At 70.3% G+C, this 25,315-nt stretch carries 30 protein-coding genes; 25 read left to right on the forward strand and 5 right to left on the reverse strand.

The genetic code is table 11. The annotated features are described in order from the left end of the window. The first annotated feature begins 2 nt into the window (after positions 1–2). From AC0IWM_RS02835 to AC0IWM_RS02855, 5 genes are all read left to right on the forward strand, one after another. Positions 3–1,052, forward strand: coding sequence for a flagellar hook-associated family protein (locus AC0IWM_RS02835; protein ID WP_471752971.1), 1,050 nt, complete (start codon positions 3–5; stop codon positions 1,050–1,052). A 143-nt stretch (positions 1,053–1,195) separates the two neighbouring features. Then, positions 1,196–1,543, forward strand: a complete 348-nt coding sequence (gene flaF / locus AC0IWM_RS02840; protein WP_471752972.1) for a flagellar biosynthesis regulator FlaF — start codon at positions 1,196–1,198, stop codon at positions 1,541–1,543. An 8-nt stretch (positions 1,544–1,551) separates the two neighbouring features. Further along, complete coding sequence (gene flbT, locus AC0IWM_RS02845) at positions 1,552–2,013, forward strand: flagellar biosynthesis repressor FlbT (RefSeq protein WP_471753100.1); 462 nt, start codon at positions 1,552–1,554, stop codon at positions 2,011–2,013. A 28-nt stretch (positions 2,014–2,041) separates the two neighbouring features. Continuing rightward, the gene (gene flgD / locus AC0IWM_RS02850) at positions 2,042–2,461 is read left to right on the forward strand and encodes a flagellar hook assembly protein FlgD (RefSeq protein WP_471752973.1); all 420 of its coding nucleotides are present in this window, start codon (positions 2,042–2,044) and stop codon (positions 2,459–2,461) included. Positions 2,462–2,515: 54 nt separating this feature from the next. Further along, positions 2,516–2,782 carry a flagellar biosynthetic protein FliQ gene (locus AC0IWM_RS02855; RefSeq protein ID WP_056477701.1) on the forward strand — a complete coding sequence of 89 codons (267 nt, stop codon included), beginning with the start codon at positions 2,516–2,518 and terminating at the stop codon, positions 2,780–2,782. On the opposite strand, the gene AC0IWM_RS02860 is transcribed toward AC0IWM_RS02855, so the two are convergent. From AC0IWM_RS02860 to AC0IWM_RS02875, 4 genes are read right to left on the reverse strand one after another with little or no spacing between them, the layout of a single operon-like run. Beyond that, the gene (locus tag AC0IWM_RS02860; protein ID WP_471752974.1) at positions 2,755–3,537 is read right to left on the reverse strand and encodes a 5-oxoprolinase subunit PxpA; all 783 of its coding nucleotides are present in this window, start codon (positions 3,535–3,537) and stop codon (positions 2,755–2,757) included. The two genes, AC0IWM_RS02855 and AC0IWM_RS02860, sit on opposite strands and share 28 nt — an antisense overlap. A gap of 50 nt (positions 3,538–3,587) precedes the next feature. Beyond that, positions 3,588–4,601 carry a 5-oxoprolinase subunit C family protein gene (locus AC0IWM_RS02865; RefSeq protein WP_471752975.1) on the reverse strand — a complete coding sequence of 338 codons (1,014 nt, stop codon included), beginning with the start codon at positions 4,599–4,601 and terminating at the stop codon, positions 3,588–3,590. Further along, complete coding sequence (locus AC0IWM_RS02870; RefSeq protein ID WP_471752976.1) at positions 4,598–5,329, reverse strand: 5-oxoprolinase subunit B family protein; 732 nt, start codon at positions 5,327–5,329, stop codon at positions 4,598–4,600. The genes AC0IWM_RS02865 and AC0IWM_RS02870 overlap by 4 nt, the downstream gene beginning before the upstream one ends. A gap of 47 nt (positions 5,330–5,376) precedes the next feature. Then, positions 5,377–5,625, reverse strand: a complete 249-nt coding sequence (locus tag AC0IWM_RS02875) for a hypothetical protein (RefSeq protein WP_471752977.1) — start codon at positions 5,623–5,625, stop codon at positions 5,377–5,379. A 234-nt stretch (positions 5,626–5,859) separates the two neighbouring features. Here AC0IWM_RS02875 and flhA point away from each other — a divergent pair, with 234 nt between their 5' ends. From flhA to AC0IWM_RS02905, 6 genes are all read left to right on the forward strand, one after another. Next, positions 5,860–7,941: a flagellar biosynthesis protein FlhA gene (flhA, locus tag AC0IWM_RS02880; RefSeq protein ID WP_471752978.1), complete on the forward strand. Its 2,082-nt coding sequence runs from the start codon at positions 5,860–5,862 to the stop codon at positions 7,939–7,941. Continuing rightward, a complete protein-coding gene (fliR, locus tag AC0IWM_RS02885; protein ID WP_471752979.1) occupies positions 7,938–8,708 on the forward strand; it encodes a flagellar biosynthesis protein FliR in 771 nt (256 codons plus the stop codon). Before flhA ends, fliR begins: the two co-directional genes overlap by 4 nt. A 4-nt stretch (positions 8,709–8,712) precedes the next feature. Further along, the gene (locus tag AC0IWM_RS02890; RefSeq protein WP_471752980.1) at positions 8,713–9,114 is read left to right on the forward strand and encodes a hypothetical protein; all 402 of its coding nucleotides are present in this window, start codon (positions 8,713–8,715) and stop codon (positions 9,112–9,114) included. Positions 9,115–9,202: 88 nt separating this feature from the next. Continuing rightward, positions 9,203–9,679, forward strand: coding sequence for a rod-binding protein (locus AC0IWM_RS02895; protein WP_471752981.1), 477 nt, complete (start codon positions 9,203–9,205; stop codon positions 9,677–9,679). A gap of 6 nt (positions 9,680–9,685) precedes the next feature. Then, positions 9,686–10,015 carry a flagellar protein FlgN gene (locus tag AC0IWM_RS02900; RefSeq protein WP_471752982.1) on the forward strand — a complete coding sequence of 110 codons (330 nt, stop codon included), beginning with the start codon at positions 9,686–9,688 and terminating at the stop codon, positions 10,013–10,015. Between the two features lie 15 nt (positions 10,016–10,030). Then, positions 10,031–10,477: a hypothetical protein gene (locus tag AC0IWM_RS02905; protein ID WP_056477721.1), complete on the forward strand. Its 447-nt coding sequence runs from the start codon at positions 10,031–10,033 to the stop codon at positions 10,475–10,477. Between the two features lie 9 nt (positions 10,478–10,486). Here AC0IWM_RS02905 and AC0IWM_RS02910 read toward each other — a convergent pair whose 3' ends face one another. After that, positions 10,487–13,216, reverse strand: a complete 2,730-nt coding sequence (locus tag AC0IWM_RS02910; RefSeq protein WP_471752983.1) for a heparinase II/III domain-containing protein — start codon at positions 13,214–13,216, stop codon at positions 10,487–10,489. Between the two features lie 1,808 nt (positions 13,217–15,024). On the opposite strand from AC0IWM_RS02910, the gene AC0IWM_RS02915 reads away from it, so the two are divergent. The 14 genes from AC0IWM_RS02915 to AC0IWM_RS02980 all read left to right on the forward strand — a co-directional run bounded on the left by AC0IWM_RS02915 (position 15,025) and on the right by AC0IWM_RS02980 (position 25,295). Continuing rightward, positions 15,025–15,354 carry a YciI family protein gene (locus AC0IWM_RS02915; protein ID WP_471752984.1) on the forward strand — a complete coding sequence of 110 codons (330 nt, stop codon included), beginning with the start codon at positions 15,025–15,027 and terminating at the stop codon, positions 15,352–15,354. Between the two features lie 109 nt (positions 15,355–15,463). Continuing rightward, positions 15,464–16,216 (forward strand): SDR family oxidoreductase, encoded by a 753-nt coding sequence (locus tag AC0IWM_RS02920; RefSeq protein WP_471752985.1) that lies wholly within the window; start codon positions 15,464–15,466, stop codon positions 16,214–16,216. A gap of 43 nt (positions 16,217–16,259) precedes the next feature. After that, the gene (locus AC0IWM_RS02925; RefSeq protein ID WP_471752986.1) at positions 16,260–17,165 is read left to right on the forward strand and encodes a LysR family transcriptional regulator; all 906 of its coding nucleotides are present in this window, start codon (positions 16,260–16,262) and stop codon (positions 17,163–17,165) included. A gap of 554 nt (positions 17,166–17,719) precedes the next feature. After that, on the forward strand, positions 17,720–18,106 hold the full coding sequence (flgB, locus tag AC0IWM_RS02930; protein WP_471752987.1) for a flagellar basal body rod protein FlgB: 387 nt from the start codon (positions 17,720–17,722) through the stop codon (positions 18,104–18,106). After that, complete coding sequence (gene flgC / locus AC0IWM_RS02935) at positions 18,106–18,522, forward strand: flagellar basal body rod protein FlgC (RefSeq protein WP_471752988.1); 417 nt, start codon at positions 18,106–18,108, stop codon at positions 18,520–18,522. The genes flgB and flgC overlap by 1 nt, the downstream gene beginning before the upstream one ends. 9 nt (positions 18,523–18,531) lie before the next feature. Next, positions 18,532–18,876: a flagellar hook-basal body complex protein FliE gene (fliE, locus tag AC0IWM_RS02940; RefSeq protein WP_056477727.1), complete on the forward strand. Its 345-nt coding sequence runs from the start codon at positions 18,532–18,534 to the stop codon at positions 18,874–18,876. Positions 18,877–18,929: 53 nt separating this feature from the next. Next, positions 18,930–19,718 carry a flagellar basal-body rod protein FlgG gene (flgG, locus tag AC0IWM_RS02945; protein ID WP_056477728.1) on the forward strand — a complete coding sequence of 263 codons (789 nt, stop codon included), beginning with the start codon at positions 18,930–18,932 and terminating at the stop codon, positions 19,716–19,718. Positions 19,719–19,861: 143 nt separating this feature from the next. Then, positions 19,862–20,344 carry a flagellar basal body P-ring formation chaperone FlgA gene (gene flgA / locus AC0IWM_RS02950; RefSeq protein WP_471752989.1) on the forward strand — a complete coding sequence of 161 codons (483 nt, stop codon included), beginning with the start codon at positions 19,862–19,864 and terminating at the stop codon, positions 20,342–20,344. After that, positions 20,344–21,459 (forward strand): flagellar basal body P-ring protein FlgI, encoded by a 1,116-nt coding sequence (gene flgI, locus AC0IWM_RS02955; RefSeq protein ID WP_471752990.1) that lies wholly within the window; start codon positions 20,344–20,346, stop codon positions 21,457–21,459. The genes flgA and flgI overlap by 1 nt, the downstream gene beginning before the upstream one ends. A gap of 302 nt (positions 21,460–21,761) precedes the next feature. Then, complete coding sequence (locus AC0IWM_RS02960; protein WP_471753101.1) at positions 21,762–22,328, forward strand: MotE family protein; 567 nt, start codon at positions 21,762–21,764, stop codon at positions 22,326–22,328. Beyond that, on the forward strand, positions 22,328–23,044 hold the full coding sequence (flgH, locus tag AC0IWM_RS02965) for a flagellar basal body L-ring protein FlgH (protein ID WP_471752991.1): 717 nt from the start codon (positions 22,328–22,330) through the stop codon (positions 23,042–23,044). The genes AC0IWM_RS02960 and flgH overlap by 1 nt, the downstream gene beginning before the upstream one ends. A gap of 24 nt (positions 23,045–23,068) precedes the next feature. Beyond that, the gene (locus tag AC0IWM_RS02970; RefSeq protein WP_471752992.1) at positions 23,069–23,569 is read left to right on the forward strand and encodes a flagellar basal body-associated FliL family protein; all 501 of its coding nucleotides are present in this window, start codon (positions 23,069–23,071) and stop codon (positions 23,567–23,569) included. A gap of 46 nt (positions 23,570–23,615) precedes the next feature. Next, on the forward strand, positions 23,616–24,386 hold the full coding sequence (gene fliP, locus AC0IWM_RS02975) for a flagellar type III secretion system pore protein FliP (RefSeq protein ID WP_471752993.1): 771 nt from the start codon (positions 23,616–23,618) through the stop codon (positions 24,384–24,386). A gap of 189 nt (positions 24,387–24,575) precedes the next feature. After that, positions 24,576–25,295 carry a nucleoside deaminase gene (locus tag AC0IWM_RS02980; protein WP_471752994.1) on the forward strand — a complete coding sequence of 240 codons (720 nt, stop codon included), beginning with the start codon at positions 24,576–24,578 and terminating at the stop codon, positions 25,293–25,295. Positions 25,296–25,315 lie beyond the last annotated feature (20 nt).

The following is a 25,315-nucleotide window of genomic DNA, read 5'->3' on the forward strand; positions in this document are numbered from 1 at the left end:
CGATGCGGACCAACGCCCTCTCCACCCTGAGCTTCTGGAACGCGCCGCGCATCGGCGTGTCCCGCATGCGGTCCGACATGGCGCAGGCCAGCCAGGAGCTCGTCACCGGCCGCTACGCCGATGTCGGCCTCGCCCTCGGCAGCCGAACCGGCCTCGCCGTCGGGCTGCGCCAGAAGATCGCCGAACTGGCGGCGCTGCGCGAGGGCAACAACGCCGCGACGCTGCGGCTCGGCACCACGCAGGCCGTGCTGAAGCAGATGCAGGCCGGGGCCGACGCCACCCTGACGGCGCTCACCGGCACGCCCGAGGACAGGCGCGCCGGCGTCCTCAAGGACATCGCGGCGAACGGGCTCGTCACCCTGACGGCGCTCCTCAACACCTCCGCGGGCGGCCAGTTCGTCTTCGGCGGCACCCGGACCGCCGAGGCGCCGGTGACCGCCTATGTCGGGAGCCCGGCCTCCCCGGCGAAGACCGCCGTCGATGCGGCCTTCCAGGCGGCCTTCGGGATGTCGCAGGACAGCCCCGGCGCGAGCGCGATCACGGCCGCCGACATGGCGAGCTTCCTCGACGGACCGGCCTTCCAGGGCCTGTTCGATGCCGGCGCCTGGAGCACCGACTGGTCCGGGGCCGGCAGCGCGCCCCTCACCAGCCAGATCTCGCTGAGCGAGACCGTCACGACCTCGGTGAGCGCCAACGCACCGGCCCTGCGCAAGCTCGCCATGGCCTACGTGATGGCCTCCGACCTCGGCGCCCAGAACCTCTCGGCGGCGGCGCAGAACGTCCTGACGACGCGGGTCGCCGGGCTGCTCGGCCAGGCGAGCCAGGGCCTGATCACGCTCCAGGCCGACCTCGGACGCTCGCAGGCCGCGATCACCGACGCCAACACCCGGCTCGAGTCCCAGAAGACCCTGCTCCAGTCGCAGATCGGGGAAATGGAGGGCGTGGACACCGCCGAGGCCAAGACTCGGGCCGACCGCCTGTCGACGCAGGTCCAGATCTCCTACGCCCTCACCGCGCAGCTGCGCCAGCTCAGCCTCGTCAACTACCTCTAGGGCGGCGCCGGCCCGGGTGGCCGGACACCGCGACGACCCGGCGGCGGGGCCTCGACCCCGAGGGACCCCGCTGGCCCCAACGGCTCATCGGTCCGCTCCGCGCCTCGGCGCGGCGGGCCGCGGATACACGGGACAGGACCGATATGTACCAGTTTTCCTATGCCGAGATCCTGGAGGAGGCTCCGGGCATCGCGCGCGAGCGCGAGCGGGCCGCCTTCGACCAGGCCCTCGACCTGCTGCGCCTCGCCGACCGGCCCGATGCCCAGCAGACCGACCGCGCCACGGCGGCCGGTTTCCTGCAGAGCCTCTGGGGCGTGCTCATCGAGGACCTGCGCAGCGAGGATAACGGCCTGCCGCCGGAGCTGCGCGCCGACCTCGTCTCCATCGGCCTGTGGAGCATGCACGAGGCCAACGCGGTGATCGCCGCGCCCGACCGGACCCTGTCGGCCCTGATCGCGGTGAACACCTCGATCCGGGACGGCCTGCGGTGAGCCGGCCCATGCGCCTGTCCCTGCGCGCCGGCGAGCGCGTGTTCGTGAACGGCGCGGTCCTGCGCGTCGATCGGAAGGTCTCCCTGGAGCTTCTGAACGACGCCGCCTTCCTGCTCGAGACCCACGTGCTCCAGGCCGAGGCGGCGACGACGCCCCTGCGCCAGCTCTACTTCGCGATCCAGGCGATCGTGATCGAGCCGGCCGGCGCCGAGCGCGCCCGAGAGCTCTGCCGCACCCTGCAGGCCGGAATCCTCGACGTCGTCGCCGATCCGGAGATCCGCGAGGGCGTCCTCGGCGTCGGCCAGCTCGTCGAGGCGGGCCGGCTGATCGAGGCGCTCAAGCTGCTTCGCGGACTCTATCCGCACGAGGCCGCCCTGCTGGCGGCCACCCCGCAGGCGGGTGCGGGCGCCCTCGAGGCCCTGCCCGGCCTCCCGGCCGCATCCACGAAATCCCACACCCACCCGGCCTGACCCGGCCATCGAACCAGGAGGCCCGCCGATGAGCGTCGCCAGCGTCACCAGCACGGCCACATCCCAGACGGCCACCACCGCCGCCGCCACCAAGACCGCGACGGGCATCGCCGCCTCGATGAACGCCGACACGTTCCTCACCCTGCTGATGACGCAGCTGAAGAATCAGGACCCGACCAAGCCGATGGATTCCACGGCCTATGTCAGCGAACTGGCGACCTTCTCGCAGGTGGAGCAGGCGACGAAGACCAATTCGAAGCTCGACTCGCTCCTGTCCTCGAGCTTCCTCTCGCAGGCCGACCAGATCATCGGGCGCACCGTCACCTCCGCGGACGGCACCACCACCGGCCAGGTCCAGTCGGTGAAGATCACCAGCGACGGCGCGCTCGCCCGCCTGACCAGCGGCCAGGACGTCCTCCTCACCGAGGGCATCTCGCTGTCGCAGTGACGGGTTCCGGGCTAGACAGGCCCGACCCTTCCACAGGATGAGGCAACCCACCGGATGAACGAGGTCGACGCCCTCGAACTCGTGCGCGCCGCGATCTGGACCGTGATCGTCGCCGCCGGTCCCGCGATCGCCGCGGCGATGCTGATCGGCATCGCCGTCGCGCTGCTGCAGGCGCTCACGCAGATCCAGGAGGTGACGCTCACCTTCGTGCCCAAGATCGTCGTGATCCTGCTGGTGCTTCTCGTCACGAGCTCGTTCATCGGGGCGCAGATTTACACCTTCGCCGAAGCCACCTACGGGCGCATCGTCACCGGGTTCTGACCGAGGCCCCGGAGGACGATCCCGGCCTCCTCCAGCCGCGTCCGCACGGCCCGCGCCATCGAGACCGCGTGCGCGCTGTCGCCGTGCACGCAGACCGAGTCGATCCGCGTCGGCAGCAGCGTGTCCCGAGCGGTGAGGATGCCGCCGGCCTGCACCATCGCCAGCACCCGGTCCGCCGCCGCATCGGCCTCGGCGATCAGCGCTCCGGTCCGGCCGCGCGGGATCAGCTGGCCCGCCTCGGTGTAGCCGCGGTCGGCGAAGATCTCCGCATGGACGGCGAGGCCCGCCGCTTCGCCGGCCGCCACCTGCTCGGTGCGGGCGATGGCGAGGAGCCCGAGCTTCGGGTCGACGGCCCTGACCGCCCGCGCGACGGCATCGGCCACCTCCCGCTCCGCCGCCGCCCGGTTGGCGAGCGCCCCGTGCGCCTTGACGTAGGCGAGGCGGTGGCCCGCCAGGGCGGCCAGGGCCTGCGCGGCGCCGACCTGATAGGCGACCTGCCGCTCGATCTCGGCCGGGCCGAACGGCATCGGCCGGCGGCCGAAGCCGGCGAGGTCGGGAAAGCCCGGATGCGCCCCCACGGCGACGCCCCGCGCCAGCGCCAGGGCGAAGGTCTCGGCCATGATCTCGGGGTCGCCGGCATGGAAGCCGCAGGCGACGTTGGCCGAGGTCACGAGGTCGAGCATCGCCGCATCGTCGCTGCAGCGATAGGCACCGAAGCCCTCGCCGAGATCGGCATTCAGGTCGATGGTCGGCATCCTGGCGCATCCCGGCTCGGCGCGGCCCGGCGGCCGCTGGCGGCGCGATCCTAGCCGACCACGCCGCCGATGAGATTGGTCCCGAGCAGGAATTCCGAGGGAAAGTCGGTGCGCAGCACGGGCTGGCGCGCGATGGCCGGGACCAGGGCCTCGCGCTCCGCCCGCCGCGCCGCCACCGCCTCGGCGATCCCGATGGAGGCGAAGCGCAGCCGCGTGCCCGTCTGGGCCTGGGCGAGTCGGCCGAGATCGGCGCCGATCACCGTGGCGATCTTCGGGTAGCCGCCCGTGGGCTGGCGGTCGGCCATCAGCACCAGCGGCTGGCCCGAGCCCGGCACCTGGATCGCCCCCATGGCGATGCCGTCTGAGACGATGTCGTGGGTTCGCGCCCGGATCGCGGGACCTTCGAGGAAGCAGGCCATGCGGTCGCCCCGGGGGCCAATCCGCCAGGGGCCGGCCAGGAAGGCGTCGCGGGCGGAGGCCTCGAACAGATCGTCCTGCGGCCCCCAGATGACGCGGATCACCTCCGGCGACCGGTGCAGCCACGGAACCGCCAGGCGCGCGGGCTCACCGACCGAGGCGCGCGGATGCGCCACCGGGAGGCTGTCGCCCGCCTCCAGGCCGCGTCCGCGGAGGCCCCCGAGCCCGGAACGGGTGTGGGTCGCCGTCGAGCCCAGCACCGCCGCCACGGCGATCTCGCCCGCCACCGCGAGGCTGCACCAGGCCCCCACCTGTCCCGCCCGGAGGGTCAGCCGGGCGCCGGGCCGCAGGGTCAGGGCGACGGCCGAGGGGAGGGGCCGCCCGTCGAGGTCGATGCGCAGGTCGCCGCCCGCCAGGGCGACGTCGATGGCGGCCTCCGCCACCGTGAGCGCGAGGCCGCCGAGGGAGACCTCGATGGCGGTGGCGCTGAGGGGGTTGTCGAGGGCGCGGTTGGCGGTGGCGTGGGCCAGGGGGTCCATCGGCCCGGCCGGCGTGATGCCGTAGCGCAGGAAGCCGTGCCGGCCAGCATCCTGCAGGGTGACGCCGCCCCCCGCCGTGAGGATCCGGAGCGTGGCCTCGGCCGTCACGGGCTCGTCCGCGCGAGGATTTCCCCCGCCTCCACACGCGCGTCCAGGGCCGCGAAGGTCGCCGCGTCGACGGGCTCGAAGCGAAGCGCGTCGCCGGGCTCGACGAGGAAGCGCTGCGGTCGCGCCTCGGAATAGAGCCGCTCCGGCGTGCGGCCGACGACGTACCAGCCCGTGGGCATCGGGACGGTCGCCACCGCCGCGAGGCCGCCGCCCACCAGGAGCGCATTGGCGGGATGGGGCGGGCGCGGGGTCTGGCGGCGGGGAATCGCCAGGGCGTCGGACAGGCCGCCGAGATAGGCGAAGCCGGGCGCGAACCCGTACATGTAGACCCGGTACGAACCCTGGGCGTGGCGCTCGGCGACGGCGGAGGCCGTCAAGCCGGCGCGGTCGGCGACCTCCGCGAGATCCTCCGCGTGGACCGGGTCGTAGCAGCAGGGCAGCGTCCAGCTGCGCCCCGTGCGCGACGGTGCCGTGGAGCGGCCGAGACGATCGGTGACCCGGGCCACCAGGACGTCGCGGCCGAGAACCAGCGGGTCGTAGTGGATCATCAGCGAACGGTAGGTCGGCACCGTCTCTAGCAGGCCGGCGATCGGGTCCTCCGCCAGCGCCGCGTCCAGGGCGAGCACCCGAGCATTGAGATCCGGATCGACCCGGGCGCCGAATTCGACGACCAGGGCCGCCTCGGCGGCATCGAGAAACCGGACGGTGTCTGCCTCGGCCTGCGGCACGGCGTGATCCTGGTTCGCGTCGGCGAGCGGCCGGTGCCGCCGGCCCCTTAGCGGTTGGACTTCTTCTCGCGCTGGTAGGTCCGGATCGCCCGAGCGCAGTCCGGCGAGAGCTTGCGCAGGTTCTGTCGGAAGCAGGCCTCGACCTCCGGTCCGCCGGGCGGATGCATGCTGCAATGCTCGAGATAGTCCCCCGTGCAGGAGAGCTTGAGCAGCTCGCGGATCGGCGTGGGTTCGGCCGATGCGATGCCCGGAACGAGCATGGCGGGGAGGAGGAGAGCAAATCGGAGCTTGGACATGGGTCGATCGCGGCTTTCACAGGATACGATAGGGGCGACGCGCGGTGGGTGCGAAGTCCCAACGCGCGTCGCAGACGCAGACAAAGATCTTAGCACGCGCGCACCCGCGCGGCGGAGTCGTCGGTATTCCAACGCACGCCGCGCCCGTTCGGTCGCCTCGCCGAGACCGCGCGACCCTCGCGCAAGCTTGCGGAGCGACAAGCCCGTGTAGGTTCACGGGGGTTGAGTATCCGCATGGCGGCAAGCGCCACGATCGCAGGAGAGCGCCGGTCCCAGAGGGACATCTGGTTCGCCGCGGGCATCGTCGCCATCCTGGCGATCCTGTTCCTGCCGGTGCCGGCGATCCTGCTCGACATCGGCCTCGCCTTCTCGATCGCCCTGTCGGTCCTGATCCTGATGGTGGCGCTCTGGATCAAGAAGCCGCTGGAATTCTCGGCCTTCCCCACCGTCCTCCTGATCGCGACCCTGCTGCGCCTGGCCCTCGGCATCGCCACCACCCGGCTGATCCTGGCCAACGGCCAGCACGGCGTCTCGGCGGCCGGCCACGTCATCCAGGGCTTCTCGCAGTTCGTGATGAGCGGCGACTTCGTCATCGGGATCGTGGTCTTCCTGATCCTGATCACGGTGAACTTCCTCGTCATCACCAAGGGCGCCACCCGCATCGCCGAGGTCGGCGCGCGCTTCACCCTCGACGCCATCCCCGGCAAGCAGATGGCGATCGACGCCGATCTCAACGCCGGGCTCATCGACGACAAGGAGGCCCAGCACCGCCGGCGCGAACTGGAGGAGGAGAGCGCCTTCTTCGGCTCCATGGACGGCGCCTCGAAGTTCGTGCGCGGCGAGGCCATCGCCTCCCTCATCACCATCGCCGTCAACGTGTTCGGCGGCATCATCATCGGAACCACCCGCCACGGCATGCCGCTGGGTCAGGCGGCCGACGTGTTCACCAAGCTCTCGGTCGGCGACGGCCTCGTCTCGCAGATCCCGGCCTTGATCGTCTCGCTGGCCGCCGGCCTCCTCGTCTCGAAGGGCGGCACCCGGGGCACCGCCGAGCAGGCGGTGATGGGCCAGCTCGGAGCCTATCCGCGCGCCCTCTCGGTGGCCGCGGCCCTGATGTTCATGTTCGCCCTGGTGCCGGGCCTGCCCTTCCTGCCCTTCATGGTGCTCTCCGGGCTGATGGCCTTCACCGCCTACGCGATCCCCCGGAAGCTCGCCGCCCAGAAGGCCCTCGTCGACGCCAAGGCCCTCGCGGAGGAGGAGAAGAAGCAGATCGCGGTCCGCGAGTCCGTCAAGGAATCGCTCAAGACCCCGGAGATCGAACTCTGCCTCGGCCGCCAGATCTCGGCCCAGCTCCAGGGCGCCCAGTCCGAGCTCTCGCACCGCGTCGCCAAGATGCGCCGCAAGTTCGCGCGCCAGTACGGCTTCGTGGTGCCCGACATCAAGCTGACCGACAGCCTCGCCGTGCCGCCGAAATGTTACCAGATCCTCATCCACGGCACCGTGGTGGCGACCCAGGAACTGCGGCCGGGCGAACTCCTCGTCGTGGTCGGCGACGGCCCCGTGCCGGACGTGCCGAGCGACGAGGTCCGCGAGCCCGCCTTCGGCATGAAGGCGCGCTGGGTGCTCGACGCCTATGCGGGCGAGGTCCGGCGCGGCGGGTTCGAGCCCATCGACGGCTCCTCGGTGCTGCTGACCCACCTCTCCGAGGTCATCCGCAACAACCTGCCCACGCTCCTGTCCTACAAGGACATGCGCAACCTCCTCGACCGGCTCGATCCCGAGTACAAGCGCCTGCTCGACGAGATCTGCCCGTCGCAGATCTCCTATTCGGGCCTGCAGGCGGTGCTGAAGCTCCTGCTCTCCGAGCGGGTATCGATCCGCAACCTGCACCTCATCCTGGAGGCGGTGGCCGAGATCACGCCCCATGCCCGCCGGGCCGAGCAGATCGCCGAGCATGTCCGCATGCGCATCGCCCAGCAGATCTGCGGCGACCTCGCCGAGAACGGCGTGCTCGCGGTGCTGCGCCTCGGCAGCGCCTGGGACCTCTCGTTCCACCAGAGCCTGAAGCGCGACGGCAAGGGCGAGGTCATCGAGTTCGACATCGACCCGCGCCTCGTGGAGCAGTTCGGCACCGAGGCCTCGGAGGCGATCCGCAAGCAGATGCGCGAGACCCGCAACTTCGCCCTCGTCACCGCGCCGGACGCGCGCCCCTACGTGCGCATGATCATCGAGCGGCTCTACCCGACGCTGGCCGTCCTCTCGCACCTGGAGATCGCGCGCGGAGTCGAGATCCGCTCCCTCGGGACCATTTCGTGACGGCTCCGCTCCTGGCCGTGCTGGGCCCCGAGAGCTTTCTCGGGGTGTTCCTGATCTTCTGCCGGGTCGGCGCCTGCCTCCTCATCGTCCCGGGCTTCTCGAGCCCCCGCGTGCCCGCGCAGGTCCGCCTCCTCATCTCGCTCGCGGTCTCGCTCGCCCTGACCCCGCTGCTGCTGCCGCTGTTCCAGGGCAAGCTCGCGGCCCAGGACCCCGGCGCCACCTTGAGCTGGATCGTCACCGAGAGCCTGACCGGCCTCGTCCTCGGCTTCCTCGGCCGGGTCTACTACGTCGTCCTGGAAACCGTCGTGAATGCCGCCGTCACCATGGTGGGCTTCGGCGGCATGCCGGGCTCCGTCGCCGAGGGCATGGACCCGGTGCCGGCCGTCGAGGCGATGATCATGATGGCGGCGGCCGCCCTGCTGTTCGCCGCCGACCTGCACTGGGAGCTGTTCCGCGGCCTGATCGATTCCTACGCGCGCATCCCGCCCGGCGAGGGCATCGGCTCGCAGGCCGCCCTGGTGCGCATCGTCGACCAGGTCACGACGGCCTTCGTGCTCGGCCTGCGCATCACCGCACCGTTCCTCGTCTACGCGGTGGCGGTGAACCTCGCGGCCGGCTTCGTCAACAAGCTCGTGCCGCAGATCCCGGTCTATTTCATCGCCACGCCGTTCATCATGGCCGGCGGGCTGCTGCTCCTCTACGCCATCAGCAACGAGTTCATGATGCAGTTCGTCATGGGCTACTTCGACTACCTGCGCCGGGGCTGAGCCGATGACCACCCGCCTCCGGCTCGTCCGCGCCCAGCGCCTGCTCAGGGTCCAGGAGCAGATGCGGGGCATCGCCGAGCGCGACCTCGCCGCCAACCGCGCGCAGGCCGCCAAGGTCGAGGCCGATCGGGCCGCCATGCTGGCCACCCTCGCCGGCGAGACCATGCACGGCCTGTTCCTCGACGCCGCCGCGCGGCGCCTGCGCGCGCTCGCGGCCGAGGCGACCGAACTCGGCGCGACCTCGACACGACTGTCTGAAATACTGCGCGCCCGCGGTCTCGCCGAGAAGCGCGCCGAGCGCCAGGCCGACGGCCTCCTGAAGCTGCGCGACCGTGAGCGCGAGCAGCGCGCCCTGCTCGAACAACTCGACCTCATGGCCGCGCGCGGCGCCCACCCGCCGGACTGACGCCCGAGGCCACGATGCAAGCCTGCCGAAAGCCACGGGGCCTATTCCTCCGGGCTACCGGCTCCTCGAACCCGCCGAAACGCCCGCCATGAGCATCTCGCCCCCCACCGACATCGTCCTCGACGTGGCCCGCGCCGCCGATCCGGGCCGCGTGCAGGAGGCCGCCGCCAAGCTGTCGGCCCCCGGGACCGATCCGGCGGCGTTCGGCGACGCCTACCGCATGGCCGGGGTCTCGGTGCACATGCCCCTCGACGCCCGCGGGACCCTTACCGCCCTGCAGACCGACAACGCGGTCTCCGGCGCCGGGAAGGCCGGCGATCCCTACAAGCAGTTCGAGGCCTTCGTCCTGCGCCAGTTCGTCGAGACGATGATGCCCTCGAAGGCCAGTGCCGTCTTCGGCAAGGGCAATGCCGGTGGGATCTGGAAGTCGATGCTCGCCGATCAGGTCGGGACCCAGGTCGCCAAGGCCGGCGGGGTCGGCATCGCCCGGATGCTGGAGGCGGCCCGTCCGCTGAATCCGCCCGCGGCCGCCATCGCTCCGTCGACCAAGACCTCTGAGAGCTGAGACCGCATGCTGCTCGAATCCCTGAAGCGCCTGGAAGCCACCGTCACGGCGGAGACCGAGGCGCTGCTGGCGCACCGCCCCGTCGACCAGGAGGCGGTGAACCGGCGCAAGAGCCAGAGCCTGCTCGAACTCACCCGCCTGACGCGCGGCCTCGATCCCGCCGAGCTCGAGCCGCCGCTGCTCGACCAGCTGCTTCGCCTGCGCGGCGCCCTGGAGCGCAACCAGGATGCGGTCGGTCTGCACTTGCGGGCCGTCGAGGAAATATCCGGCATCGTCGCGGATTCGATCCGCGAGGCCGAGTCCGACGGCACCTATTCCGGCCATCTCCGGCGCTGAGGTCCGCTCCCCATCATGCGCATCCTCGTCACCGGCCTGTGGATCTGCGGCCTCACCATCCTGTCCTGCTACGGCGCGGTGACCTGGGGTGCTGGATTGTTCGCCAAGAAGACCGAGCCCTACCTCGAAGGTCTCCAGTACCAGAAGCTGCCGCCCATCAACGTCCCCATGGTCGTCGACGGCAAGGTGCAGGGTTACATCGTCGCCGTCCTGGTCTTCACTGCCGACGCACGACTGATGCACACGCTCTCCGTGCCGCCCAACGCCTTCGTAGTCGATGAAACCTTCCGGCAGATCTACACGGACCCGGCGATCGATTTCAAACGTCTGTCCCGCTACAACGTCACCCAGCGCCTCGCCGAGATCCGCAAGCAGGTGAATGCCCGCCTCGGCTCCGACGTGGTGAAGGACGTTCTGGTGGAGGAGTTCAACTTCGTCGCCAAGCGCGAAGTGCGCTCCTGAGAGCGAGCCCTACGCCTCCGTGAGCAGGCGCGCGAAGGCGGCCTCGCCGAGGAGCGCGGTCAGCCGCCGGTCGGCATCCGCGTCCGCCGCGAGGGCGAGGCCGCCGCAGACCGTGCCCTGGCCGGCGAAGGCGTAGCCGAGCACGCTGGTCGGCTGCAGGCCGCCGGAGGGCGCGGCGACGAAGCCCCGCAGGGCGCCCGGATGGGCGTTGCAGCCGTTGCGGATCGTCAGGCCGGCGCAGCGCCCCGTCACCGCCAGGGGCGAGAGCGAGAGCCGGTGGCGTCCGGCCTGGGCCATGGCCCGGCGCGGACCCGCCAGGGCCACCAGGATCTCCGGCGACAGGTGGACGGTGCCCTCGAAGCCGAGGGCGCCCGGCCCGGCGAACCGGTCGAAGACCGCCAGCCCGGAGAGGTCGTCGAGGACGAGGAAGACCCGCCGGTGGGCGATCTCGGGGCCGTAGGCCTGCGTGGCGAGGCGGTGGACGGTGGCGCCGATGAGGCGCTGCGCCCCGAGGTAGAGAGCCGGGCCGGCCATGGGTTCGCGCTGGTCGAGGGCCGCCACGTTGTGGCCGGCGCCCGAGAGCAGGTGGTGGCGGGCGGCGCCGGTCTCGACCTGGCTCGACCCGCCGGCCTCGACGATCCAGCGCACCCCTTCGCAGGCGTAGACGAAGGAGCCGACGTCCCGGTGGCCGGGACCCTGGCTGGCGAAGGTGCAGGCGAAGTGGCCCCAGCCGCGGCCGGGGGCGTCGTGGCGCTGCGCGATCATCCCCGACATCGGGTCGACGCGGCCCGCGGCGGGCTCGAGGGTGACGCGCGGTATACCAGGACGGTCGCGTCGAGGTCGTGGGGTTTCGGACCAGCGCTCGGCGCTGAGCGCGCGTCCCGCATCGGCGCCGAGGCGTCCGATCCAGCCGGCGGCATCCTCGCCGGCGGGGGCGTCCCCGAACGGCGGCAGGCGCCCGGTCGGATCGAGGAGGCCGGCGACCGCCGGGAGCCCGGCCGCGACGAGTCGGTCGAGCCGGGCCTTGAGCGCCGATTCGGCGGGGTCGTCGGCGTCGAGGCCGAGGCCGAGGGCGCGTAGCAGGGTCAGGAGTTCGAGGCGCTGGTGCAGGGCGGGGTCGGAGAACCGCCCCTCGGCATCGAGGAGCGGCGCGAGGCCGGCCGCGAGGGCGCCGTCGGCCAGGGAGCGCCAATGGGCCGAGAGCGGCAGCAGCGGCAGGGCGCGGGCGACGATGCGCAGGGTCGCCGCCGCCTGGAGCTGGTGGATCGAGCGGCCGAAGGTGTTCTGGCCGAGGATTTCGGCGAGTGCGAAGCCATGGCGCACCGCCTCGCCCGTGAGGGTGAGGGAGGCCGGGCCGCCGGGCTTGCCGGCCCGGGCGAGGAGCCGCAGGACCGTCTCGGTGCGGGCGGCCAGGGCCGCCGGGTGCAGGGCGAGGCCGTCGGTGGGCGCCCCCCAGGGGTTGGCCCGCGACCAGGACAGGGCGAGGCCGACGGCCGTGGCCGCGCCGCCGGGGGCCTCGGCGAGCGCCCCGAGCCAGGCCAGGGACTGGTACTCCAGGCGCCAGGGCACCGAGCGGAACGGGTCCTCGGTCCAGTCCGGCGCCTCCGGCAGGGTCCAGGCCGGCTGGCCGGCGAGGCGCAGGGTCCGGTCGAGGCCGGCGGCGCGGTGACCCTCGCCGCGCTGGATCGCCCGGGCACGGGCGAGCACCCCCGGCAGGGCGGCCACCGCCTCGGGCTGCGGGCACCAGCCGGCGAAGGCGGCCCCGGGCAGGGACAGGCGCTCGGCGAGGCGGGCGAGGAAGTCCGGGGCGGCGAGGAGATCGTCGGCGCAGAGGCTCTCCAGCCGCATCCGGTCCGCGAGGGCGACCTCCGGCGGGGCGAGGAGTTCCGCCTCCGGCCCGTCCGCCTCCCAGGTGGCGAAGCCGACCGCCACCCGCGCCGCCCCGGCGGGGGGCTGGAGCTCCAGGGTGAAGCGCCGGGCCTGCTGGTGGGCGGAGAGGTCGACGAGGGCGCCGAGGCCCGGCACCGAGATCGTGCCGGGATAGGGCGGGTCGAGCTCCGCCCCGTCCCGGTCGCGGTAGACGATGCGGGCGAGGGCGGCGTGGGAGCCCGGCCGCGGCGTGTGGAGCTGGCCGCGCAGCACGAGGCCGCAGCCCGGCACCAGGGCGTGCTCGCGCCAGGCCGGCTCCGGCCCGAGCCGGTGCCGGAGCCGGGGGATCAGGGCGGGCGCTGGGGCCAGGTCCGTCCCTTGCGTCAGGCGGGCCTCGGCCACCGCGAAGGGGTGGCTGTTGCGCCAGGAGCGGATCGTCACCGTGAGGCGGGTGGCCGGCGCGGGCACCCGGAAGGCGAGGTGGATGCGCCCGGCCCGCGCCCCCTGCGTCTCCGGCGGCAGGGCGGACGGGCCGGCGATCCAGCTGCCCTGCGGGTCGAGGAGCGTCCGGTCGAGGCCCGGCACGTGGTCGAAGTCGAGGCTCGACCCGTCCTCGGCCAGGAAGTCGATCCCCACCAGGGCGAAGTCGAGGGCGGCGCCGGCGGTCTCCGCCTCCGCCCAGGCGAGGCGGAAGCCGAGGCTGCACCACGCCTCCGGCGCCACGCCGTCGAAGGGCAGCACCACCCGCGACCAGCGGTTCTTGGCCGGAACCCAGTGCTCGTTCTCCCCCGGCCCGATTCCGGCCCCGCCGGCATAGCGGGCCGCCTCCGGCAGCAGGACCCGGATTTCGGGCGCATGCGGCGCGCTCACGAGGCGGACCGGGCGGAGGCGGGGGGCGGGGCGATCGGCAAGGCGGGGCGCGGGGTGCGGGTCAGGGGACGGTCTGGCCGATGTCTGGGTCGCCCGGGGCGTGTCGGGGTCCGGGCACTGAGGCGGGCGCGTCGGTCCGTGTCAAGCAGACGGCGCCGCAAGGGGCTTTCGGTCCCCATCGGAAGGGGCGCCGAAGCAATCCGCACGCTCCGATCGAGGCGTACCCGTCTTCGGAGCGCCGGTGCGGCTCAGAAGAAGCGGGCGCGGACCGTCGCTCCTCGAAACATCTGCGCGCTGGCTGCCTCCCGAGCCGGGTGGCCGCGAGCCTTCCTGTCACCGATGCCGCGATTGCGTCCGGATAGGCCGCGTCGTCCGCCGAAATAGGCCCGTGCCGACCCCGGGCGACACCCGACTATGATTGTCGATGCCAAGCTGAGAGGTTTCGTCGAGTCCGTTCCCCGCACAGCGTGGCATCGTTCAACATTCTGCGGATCGCGGACGGTATCGAAATCGCGCCTGCACAGATATCGGTCCATATTCAGTTTACAAGCTTGTGCGTTTATAAATATTGTGCTCGCCCGGTCGCCGCACACGAGAGGCCTGCGCTATGCTGAATAGGAAGCTCTCGCCTCTGCCGCTCGCGTGGACATTGTGTAGCCTTGCTGCGCCGTCCCTTGCCGAGATCCATATCGATGGCGCGAAGATCACGGCCGGAGAACTCTGGGTCCTTGGATCCGTCGACGAACCAAGTGCCGAGATCATGCTCGATGAAAAATTTACGCGCTGGACCGATGCAAAAGGCAACTACGAATTTCGTGTGCTCTATCATCCCCCGACCTGCATCATAAGACTTCGGACACCGAAGCAAATCCGTGAGGTCGTCGTCGGAGAATGCGGACAGCAGGGTCCTCAAGGGCCGGCTGCCGTCGGTCCACCCGGACCCATGGGCTTGATGGGGCCGAAAGGTGAGCAAGGCTCATCCGGGTCGCAAGGGCGACCCGGGCCACAGGGTAACCCCGGATCCGATGGCGGGACGGGCCTTCCCGGCCCGGAGGGGCCTCAAGGGCCGAGCGGGCCACGCGGCGAAGCGGGACTCGCTGGAGCGATGGGGCCGGCCGGCCCTCAGGGACCGCAAGGGCCGGTCGGTCAGGCGGGACCTCGCGGTCCGGCAGGACCACAAGGAGAGCCGGGGCGTCCGGGCGTCGCCGGTCCGCCCGGACCGATCGGCAGGACGGGTCCGCCCGGACCTCCGGGAAAGACAAGTCCTCCGCCCCCTGCAAGATCACAGAACACCGCTCCCTTGCCCGCCAGGAGGGACCAGCGTCCAGCGGAACAACCCGAGGAGGGGGCAGGAGGCGGTCCCAACGAAGCGGATCGCTATTAGTGTTCAGTTCTGTCCTGCAGCGTGAGGATGCCGGACAAACGTTCGTTTCGCTGACAGCCATGGCTGCACGCGACCTAGTCCGAGACGGGTGCGGGCGGACCTTGGCCTTGCTTCTGGAAGCGGACGTCCCCTTCCGACCCAACTTCGCCATTTGCGGAAACCGGCACGGTGCTCGAAAGCGGACGTTTGCTTCCCGAGGTGGTGGTCGCATTGCACCCAGCTCGGTCTGTCGGCGCATCCCCGTGGAATCTCTGGAGCGGATGTGCCGCGCGGTAGGATCTCTGTACCGTCCGGACACTATTCATTCGGTCAGCGAATGCGTGTTACCCGAAGTTTGGGTCTACACGCTTCGTCATAGGTAGCCGAAATAGAACTCCATCGAAAACTGGCCACCCGCTAGGGAAGCCCGCTGGAGTGCGCAGACATGGTCGACGTCAATGGCCCCCATTACTTCGTAGCGTTCCAGACACCTGGGCCGAATTGGGTCCCCGGCGTCAAATACAACGAGCAGCCTGAATTTGAGAAGCATGTCGGCTACATGACCGAACTTCAGGAGAAGGGTCACACTGTCCTGAGCGGTCCATTCATGGAACAGGCCGGGGGCCTCAACGGAGTGTTGGCCGATGGTGGCATGACGATCTTCAGAGCCAAGGATCTCGACGAGGCTGTCCGGATCGGCACGGACGACCCGACCGTCAAGTCTGGCATGTTGAACGTCGACGTGAAGATGTTTTGGGTGCCGTTCCACGAGTGAACGACTGCCGCGCTTCGAACCCCACGGAACACGATCACCCATAGGACGGGCAAACGTCCTTCTCGGCGTGACGGGCTTTGGGCTCCACGCCCTTCATCAGGATCCCGACATGAAACGACTGGAAGGCAAGGTCGCTGTGGTGACCGGCGGCAGCAGCGGCATGGGTCGCGCGACCGCGAAGCAATTCATAGAAGAAGGCGCCACCGTGATCATCACGGGCCGCCGCCGGGACCGGCTCGACGAGGCCGTCGCCGAGATCGGCGGCGCGATCGAGGGGTTCGTGAGCGACATCGCCGACCTCGGCGACCTCGAACGGTTGCGGGTCCACATCGCCGAGCGCCACGGCCGCATCGACGTCATCTTCGCCAATGCCGGCGGCGGCACGCTCGGCGCGTTCGGCACGATCTCCGAGGCCGACTTCGACCGCAGCGTGACGACGAACCTCAAGGGCACCTTCTTCACGGTACAGACGCTGCTGCCGCTGGTCGTCGACGGCGGCTCGATCATTCTGAACGGCTCCATCGCGGCGAGCCTCGGCATGCCGGCGTTCACTGTCTACTCGGCGACCAAGGCCGCGATCCGGTCCTTCGCCCGCACCTGGACGACGGACCTCAGCGCCCGGCGCATCCGCGTGAACACGCTCGCCCCCGGAACCATTCTGACTCCGATCCTCTCCGAGCAGGCTGGTCTTAGCGACGAACAGGTCGAAGGCTTCCTCGAAAAGTTCGCTTCCGAGACGCCACTTGGCCGTAACGGCGATCCCAGCGAAATCGCCTCGGTAGCGACGTTCCTTGCCTCGTCGGAAAGCAGCTTCATCACTGGCGTCGAGCTTCAAGTCGACGGAGGCTACGCACAGGTCTGAGGATGGTCGTCCGTTCCCTTACAGGCTAGGCTGAAAACAGGTCATGGCCATAGGGAGCGAAGACCTGAGCGACCAGTTCCAAGCTCTCCGGCTGTTCATCGAGATCGCCCGGACCGGCAGCTTCTCCAAGGGGGCGAAGGTGCTGAGGCTGTCGCAGCCGACCGCCTCGCGGATCATCGCCCTTTTGGAAGAGCAACTCGGCGCGACCCTATTCTCGCGCTCGACCCGTGCACTGACGCTGACCGATGCGGGCACCACCTACCTCGCCCGCGTCCAGCCGATCCTGGCATCTCTCGCGGAGGCGGACGACGCTGTTCGGGGAACCGGCGACCTCCGAGGAACGATCCGGGTCTCGGTGTCGTCGATCTTTGCCTCGCGTGCCATCGTCCCTCGGCTCGGGATGTTTGTCGACCGCCACCCGAACCTGAAAGTCGATTTGACCATCGACGACCGGCGGCAGGACCTCATCCAGGAAGGCATTGATGTTGCCATTCGTTTTGGAAAGCTCCCGGACTCAAGCGCCACCGCCCGGCTCGTTGGGCGCTGGCCACTCGTGGTCGCAGCTGCTCCCGCCTATCTAGACACGCGCGGCACGCCCGACTCTCCTGAAGCCCTCGCCGACCACTCCTTCGTGATCGCCGGGCCGGTGGCTGGCAAGGAGTTGACGTTTCATCAGGGTGACCGACAGGTTAGGGTTCAACCGAGAGGGCAAGTGGCCATCGATGGCGCCGAGGTTGCCGTCAGCGCCGTGCGCGCCGGTCTCGGGATTGCCGTCGCTAGCCTGCCATCCTTCGCCGAAGATCTAGATACCGGGAGGCTGGTGCAATTGCTGCCGAAATGGAGGCTTGCCGACATAGAGGCGCATGCTCTGTTCGCTAACGGACAGGCTCCGAAGCCAGCGGTCCGAGCCTTCGTAGACCATCTCGTGGAAGACTTTCGCTCGTTTTGATCGCAGTCGGAAAGAGACCGGTCCCCTCACGGCTACTTCCATCCTAACCTCAAACTTCTGCTTACTTAATTTAGCGCTCGGAAGCGGACAAGCGGGAAACCACCCAACTCAGTCATTCTAAGCTCCTTCTTGAGAGCTAGAGAGCGGATGTTCACACAGTCCGCAATGGGCCGATAACAACATGAACGATGTGGCTGGTATCCAATCGCTTTTTCGGCACCCAGAAGTTCGCCTTGTATCACCGAAGTTTCACAAGCCCGAACCTATCGGGAAAAGACGACCGGATTTGTCATGTCGGAGAACCCGAGCGGCCGGCAGGGCCGACACACGCGGGCTACACCTCGAACAGCGTCCAGGCCGCAGACAGGTCGTGTCTGGCCAAACCTGACCCCATACGCGCCTTAAGCAACCTGAAGCCTCTCCCAGTAGGGGGGCCGTCACCGCCCGTTCGTCACCTCCATCTGGAAGCCCGCACGCACCCCGCCCCCCGTCAGCCTCGGACAAGATAGCCGCCCTAAAGCTCCGGTCATGAACGATTGGGACCGGAGCCGGCCGTGACAGGCGTCTACCTCTTCGACTTGGCCTCGCAGCAGGCGCGCTACCTCGCGGTGCGGCAGGCGACCATCGCGAGCAACGTCGCGAACGCCAACACGCCCGACTACAAGGCGCGGGACGTGGTGCCCTTCTCCGAGGTGATGGCGCGCACGGCCTCCATGGGCATGACTATGACGGAGAGCGCCCACGTCACCGCCGGCGAGGGCCGCATCCCGGTCAAGCCGGTGGCCGCCGGGGAGGCCTGGGACGCGCTCTCGACCTCGAGCTCGGTGAGCCTGGAGCAGGAGATGCTCAAGGCCGGCACGGTCAGCCGCGAGCACAACCTCAACATGGGCATCGTCAAGGCCTTCGACCGGATGCTCAAGGCGGCGGTGCGGGGCAGCTGATGATCGACCCGCTCACCGCCTCCACCCGTCTCGCCTCCGCCGGCATGGAGGCGCAGTCCCTGCGCCTGCGCATCGCCGCCGAGAACGTCGCCAACGCGCAATCCGTGGGCGACGCCCCCGGGGCGGACCCCTACGCCCGCAAGACCGTGACCTTCCGGTCCGCCATGGACCGGGCGGCCGGCGGCCCCACCGTGGCCCTGCGCCGGATCGGCACCGACGACGCGCCCTTCCGCGTCGAGCGCGACCCCGGCAACCCGGCGGCCGATGCCGAGGGCAACGTGAAGATGCCCAACGTCAACGTGCTGGTGGAGATGGCCGACATCCGCGAGGCCAACCGCTCCTACGAAGCCAACGTCCAGGTGATCAAGCAGGCCCGCGCCATGGTCGCCAGCGTCATCGACCTCCTGAGGACCTGAGACCTAGCGATGATCGAAGCCCTCACCTCGCTCGCCGCCTTCGACCGGGCCGCCGGCATCACCCGCACCGACAGCGCCGCGCCCCTGGCGCGCACCAGCTTCCCCGTGCTGCCGGCGGCCTCCACGGCCGCGCCCGGCACGGATTTCGGCGACGTCATGGCCCAGCTCGCCGGGGGCCTGCGCACCTCCCTGCGCACCGGCGAGGCCGCCGCCATCTCGGGCATCCAGGGCAAGGCCTCGACGCAGCAGGTGGTCGAGGCGGTGATGTCCGCCGAGCAGAGCCTGCAGACCGCCATCGCCGTCCGGGACAAGGTGGTCGCCGCCTATCTCGAACTCAGCCGCATGCCGATCTGACGATCTGATCGCGTGACAACCCCTGCCAAACGCTTCGACGGGACCGTGACACCATGAGAGCGCTTGCCATCGCGGCCACGGGCATGAACGCCCAGCAGATGAACCTCGAGGTCATCGCCAACAACATCGCCAACCTGAACACCACCGGCTTCAAGGGCGCGCGGGCCGAGTTCACCGACCTGCTCTACCAGGCCGAGCGCCAGCAGGGCGTGCCGAACCAGGCCGGCCAGGAGCCGGTGCCCGAGGGCGCGATGCTCGGCCTCGGCGTGCGCACCGCCGCCATCCGCAACCTGCACCGCCAGGGGCCGCTGGCGAACACCGCCAACCAGCTCGACCTCGCGGTGAACGGCCGGGGCTACTTCCAGATCACCAACCCCAACGGCGAGATCAACTACACCCGCGCCGGCGCCTTCAACCGCAACAACACCGGCCAGATCGTCACCCTGGAGGGCTACGCCCTCGACCCGGCGATCCTCATCCCCAACGGCGCCGTCGACGTGGTGATCAACCAGTCGGGCCAGGTCTTCGCCAAGGTGGACGGGCAGGTGCAGGCGCAGAATCTCGGCCAGATCACCCTGGCCAACTTCGCCAACGACGCCGGCCTGGAGCCCCTCGGCAACGGCCTCTACCGCGAGACCGCGGCCTCCGGCGCCCCCGTCACCGGCGTGCCCGGCGACCCGAGCTTCGGCAAGCTGCAGCAGGGCTACCTGGAGAGCTCGAACGTCGATCCCGTCAAGGAGATCACCAACATGATCACGGCCCAGCGCGCCTTCGAGATGAACTCGAAGGTGATCCAGGCCGCCGACGAGATGGCCGGCACGGTCTCCAAGGGCATCCGCTAGTCCGGGCATCCGCTGAGCCGGATCGGCGGCGGCGCCCGACCTCGACATCCCCGACCTCCGCGCGGCGGCGACGGGCGGCACCGGCTCCCCGCCGGCGGCCGCGGCCGCCCGTCCGGGCCACCTTCCAAGGGCGCGACCACCTCATGGGCACTCACCTTCCGGGCTCCTCCCTGCGCACCCGGTGCCGCCTGGCGGCCCTCGGCCTCGCGCTGCTGGCCGGGCCGGCCGCCGCCGAGGACCTGCTGCTGCCGGTGCCGACGGTGACGATCTATCCCGGCGACACCATCAAGGCCGCGATGCTGCGGGTGCAGGCCTATCCGGACACGTTCAAGGCGCGCACCGCCGTGGTCGACGCGCCGATGGCCATCGTCGGCCGGGTGGCGCGGCGGATGCTGCTGCCGGGCGAGCCGGTGCCGGTCAACGCCATCGACGATCCGCGCCTCGTCAGCCGGGGCACGCCGACGCAGATCGTGTTCGAGGAGCAGGGCCTGCTCATCACCGCCGTCGGCGCGCCGCTCCAGAACGGCGGCCTCGGCGACGTCATCCGCGTGCGCAACACCGACACCAACCGCATCGTGCTCGGCACCGTGATGGCCGACGGCCGAATCCGGACCGGGGACCGCTGATGCGCCGCCTCCTGGCCAAGCTTCCGGCCCTCTGCGCGGCGCTGCTCCTGGCGCTGCCGACCCCCGCCCTGGCCGGCACCCGGATCAAGGACATCGCCACCCTGAAGGGCGTGCGCGACAACCAGCTCGTGGGCTACGGCCTCGTCACCGGCCTGCAGGGCACCGGCGACACCCTGCGCAACGCCCAGTTCACCGAGCAGTCGCTGCAATCGATGCTCGACCGCATGGGCATCAACGTCCGCGACGCGCGCCTGCGCACCCGCAACGTCGCCGCCGTGATGGTGACCGCCGACCTGCCGCCCTATACCGGCACCGGCTCGCGCATCGACGTCACCGTGACCTCCCTGGGCGACGCCACCTCGCTCAAGGGCGGCACCCTGCTGATGACGCCGCTGATGGGCGGCGACAGCCTCACCTACGCGGCCGCGCAGGGGCCCCTGGCGGTCTCCGGCTTCAGCGTCGGCGGCCAGGCCGAGACGGTGACGCAGGGCGTGCCGACCGCCGGGCGCATTCCCAACGGCGCCCTGATCGAGCGCGAGGTGCCGGGCACGTTCCGCGACCTGCCCGAGCTCGTGTTCGAGCTGAAGAACCCCGACTTCAAGACCGCCACCATGGTGGCCGACGCCATCAACGCCTATTCCCTGGCGCGCTTCAACCGCCGGGTCGCCGCCCCGCGCGACCAGCGCGCCATCGCCCTGATGCGGCCCGGCAACATCGCCCAGACCCGGTTCGTGGCCGAGATCGGCGACCTCACCATCAACCCCGACACGCCGGCCCGGGTCGTCGTCGACCAGCGCACCGGCACGGTGGTGATCGGCCGCAACGTCCAGATCTCCACCGTGGCGGTGACGCACGGCAACCTCACGGTGCGGGTCACCGAGGCGCCGGAGGTCTCGCAGCCGGCCCCGTTCTCCAACGGGCAGACGGCGGTGGTCCCGCGCACGGAGGTGGCGGTCAACGAGCAGGCCGGCCGGATGGCGATCATCGGCGGCTCGGATCTCCAGACCCTGGTGCGCGGCCTCAACAATGTCGGGCTCAAGCCCAGCGACATCATCTCGATCCTGCAGGCGGTGAAGACCTCCGGGGCGCTCCAGGCGGAGCTGGTGGTGCAATGAGCGCGACGAACGGCCTTCCGCTGCCGGGCGAGGCGGCCCGCCTCGTGGTCCAGAGCCGTCCGCCGGCGGCGTCCGGGCGCTGGCTCGCGCTGATGGCCCTGCGGGTGCTGCTCTTCGTCGGTGCCCTGGCCCTCGCCTCGTTCGGCCTCGGCCCGGCCCGCGCCGTCGAGGGCGGCCGGCCCGCGATCTCGGGGCTGAACCCGGGACCGTTCCCGAAATCCGCCCCGAAGCCGGCGGCCCCCCGCCTCGCCGTCGCGGCCAAGCCGGTGACGGATCCCGCCGTCACGGTGGTGTCCCAGCCGATCGAGACCACGGGGGCGATCGACACCAAGGGTCCCGAAGCCAAGGGTCCGGAGGCGCAGGTCGCCGAGGTCCGGGCGCCCGAGGCGGAACTGGCCAAGCCCGATCCGGTGAAGCCCGATCCGGTGAAGCCCGCGCCGAAGCCGCCGGCCTACTGCGCCAGCATCGCGGATGCCGCCGCCGATGCCCGCTTCGCCTGGCAGAAGGAGCAGCTGGCCACCCTGGAGAAGCAGGTCGAGGAGCGGATCGCCGCCCTGGAGGCCAAGCGCGCCGAGTACGAGACCTGGCTCGCCCGCCGCGACGCCTTCCTGGCCAAGGCCGACGAGGGCGTGGTCGCGATCTACACCAAGATGCGGGCCGATGCCGCCGCGCTCCAGCTCGCCAACATGCCCGACGAGGGCGCCGCCGCGATCCTGACCAAGCTCAACGCCCGCACGGCGAGCGCGATCCTGAGCGAGATGGAGGCCGCGCGCGCCGCGCAGCTGGCCCGCATGATGACCGAGATGGGCAAGACCGGCGCGGCCAAGGCCGACCCGGCCAAGAAGCCCCGCACGAGCGAGAAATCCTGATGTCTTCCAACACGTTCCGGGCCGGCCTGATCCTGGCGCTGGTGGCGCCCGCCCTCGGCGCCTGCAACACCCCGGTCGACCGGATCGGCCAGGCGCCGCTGCTGACCCCGATCGGCACCGGCCTGCAGCCGCCCCGCGAAGCGCTGCCGACCACCTACGGCTCCCTCGGGCGCCGCACCTACCACTCGACCTGGGCCCCGGGCAGCGCCGAGATGTTCCAGGATCCGCGCGCGCGCAACATCGGCGACGTGATCACGGTCTCGATCCTGATCGACGACAAGGCGCAGTTCGGCAATTCGAGCGACCGCTCGCGCAGCCAGAAGTCGGGCCTCGGCTTCGATTTCGGCTACGGCGTCTCGGGCCTGAAGGATTCGGCCACCGCCGATACCGGCATCCGCTCCTCCACCGAGACCAAGGGGGCGGGCAACATCGACCGCTCGGAGGTGCTGCGCCTGCAGGTCGCCGCCATCGTCACCGAGCAGATGCCCAACGGCAACGTCGTGATCAGCGGCTCGCAGGAGGTGCGGGTCAACAACGAGGTCCGCGTCCTCACCGTGGCGGGCATCGTCCGGCCGCGCGACATCTCGCGCAAGAACACCATCGACTACGACAAGATCGCCGAGGCGCGCATCTCCTATGGCGGGCGCGGCCGCATCTCGGACGTGCAGGCGCCGACCTTCGGCCAGCAGGTCTTCGAGACCCTGGCGCCGTTCTGAGACCTCGCGAGCGGGAGCGGAGCCATGGCGGCCAAGACCGGCGACAAGGCCGACGACAAGAAGACGGGCGGCGGCAAGGGCTGGATCCTGGCGCTCGCCCTGACCAGCCTAGTCGCCATCGGCACCGGCGGCGGCCTGGGCATGTACCTCCTCTCCACCGTCGAGAAGGCGGTGGACGTCAAGAAGAAGGACGAGGAGGACAAGGCGGTCAAGGTGCTGAAGTACACCGGCGACCTCGCCCTGCGCAGCGTCGGCTCGGTGGTGACCAACCTCGCCGACACCAACGACGCCTGGGTCCGCCTCGAATCCTCGGTGGTGTTCAAGACCGGCGCCGTGCCGAACCCGGACGTGGCCTTGGCCGAGATCCGCTCCGACATCGTCGCCTACCTGCGCACCGTCTCCCTCAAGCAGCTCGAGGGCGCCAGCGGGCTGCAGCACCTGCGCGAGGACCTCAACGAACGGGTGGCCCTGCGCACCAAGGGGCAGGTGCGCGAGCTGATCGTCGAGATGCTGGTGGTGCAGTAGGGCGCCGTCGCCGGAGCCCCGTCCCCCTCGGCTGCTGGGAAGAACCATGAAACCGCTCACCACCGCAGGCCTCGCCCTCGCCGCCGGACTCGTCGCCGGCCTCGCCCTCGCGGGGCCGGCGCTGGCCCAGTCGGCCACGGGGCTGCCGGCCCTCGACGCCCTGCTGCCGGCCGGCAACGGGGCGGCGAGCGGGCGCATCCTGCAGCTCGTGGCGCTCCTCACCGTGCTGTCGCTGGCGCCGGGCCTCCTCGTCATGGTGACGAGCTTCACCCGGTTCGCCATCGCGTTCTCGTTCCTGCGCTCGGGCCTCGGCCTCCAGAGCACGCCGGCCAACATCTTCCTCGTCAGCCTGTCGCTGTTCATGACGTTCTACGTCATGGCGCCGACCTTCGACCGGGCCTGGAACGAGGGCGTCAAGCCGCTCACCGAGAACCGGATCTCCGAGGAGGAGGCGATCCCCAAGCTCGTCGAGCCGTTCCGCGAGTTCATGATCCAGCACGTGCGCCCGAAGGATCTCCAGACCTTCACGGATCTGGCCAGCCGCACCATCCCCAAGGCCGAGGGCGGCGAGAAGATCGACCTGCGCATCCTGATCCCGGCCTTCATGATCTCCGAGCTGCGCCGCGGCTTCGAGATTGGCTTCCTGATCGCGCTGCCGTTCCTGGTGATCGACATGATCGTCTCCACCATCGTCATGTCGATGGGCATGATGATGCTGCCGCCCACCGTGATCTCGCTGCCGTTCAAGGTGCTGTTCTTCATCCTGATCGACGGCTGGAACATGCTGGTGGGGGGACTTGTGCGGTCGTTCTTCTGACGCGGCGGCCATCGACCCATCGTTTCCTGCGGAGCGACGCTCCTCACCTCTGAATACAGGGCCGGTTCGTTCGCATAACGAGATGGAAAGGCTGATTCACAGGATGCGGCGGAAGCTCTGTTTTTCGCGCACTTGATCAGCGCGGTCATGTATCGTGCGATCTGTGCGGTCGGACTTCGGAGATAGTCGATGGTTCAGTCCTGTTCCTGTTCGGTGGACCATTCCGGCGACTGCGCGCGACCGGGCGACCTGGGCCGGCGCGCCTTTCTGGCGAGTGCCGTCGGGGTCGGGATGTCCCTGGCCGTGGCACCCGGAGCCGTCGCGCAGGCGGCCCCGGTTCCCCCCGGCCGGAAGGCCTTCATGGAAGAGGCGACCCGGCTCGCGATCGAATCCGTCGAGAAGGGGTGGGGCGGGCCGTTCGGAGCCGTGATCGTCAAGGACGGGGAGATCATCGGGCGCGGCCAGAATCGTGTGCTGCTGACCGGCATTCCGGTCTTCCATGCGGAGATCACCGCCATCATGGATGCCTCCGCCCGGCTCAACCCGAAGGCCCTGCTCGGCAGCGATTACGGCGCGGGCACGATCCTGGAGATGATCCCGCGTGAGCCCGGCTCCCCCGATCCGGTGGCCGAGCGGGCCAAGATGCTCAAGGGCTGCGAGATCTACATCAACGGTGCGCCTTGCCCGATGTGCATGAGCGCCATCTACTGGTCGCGGCTCGACCACGTCTACTTCGCCGCCAGCCTCAAGGACACGAGCAGGATCGGCTTCGACGACGCCTTCCAGTACGAGGATTTCGCCAAGCCCTGGGACCAGCGCCGCATTCGGGTCAGCGAGAACTTCGAGCGCGAGACGGGGCTGAAGGCCTACGAAGCCTGGACGAAGAAGGCGGACCGCCACCCCTACTGATCGCTCCGCGGCGGCGGCGC

The sequence above is a fragment of the Methylobacterium sp. AC433 genome, from assembly GCF_979253015.1.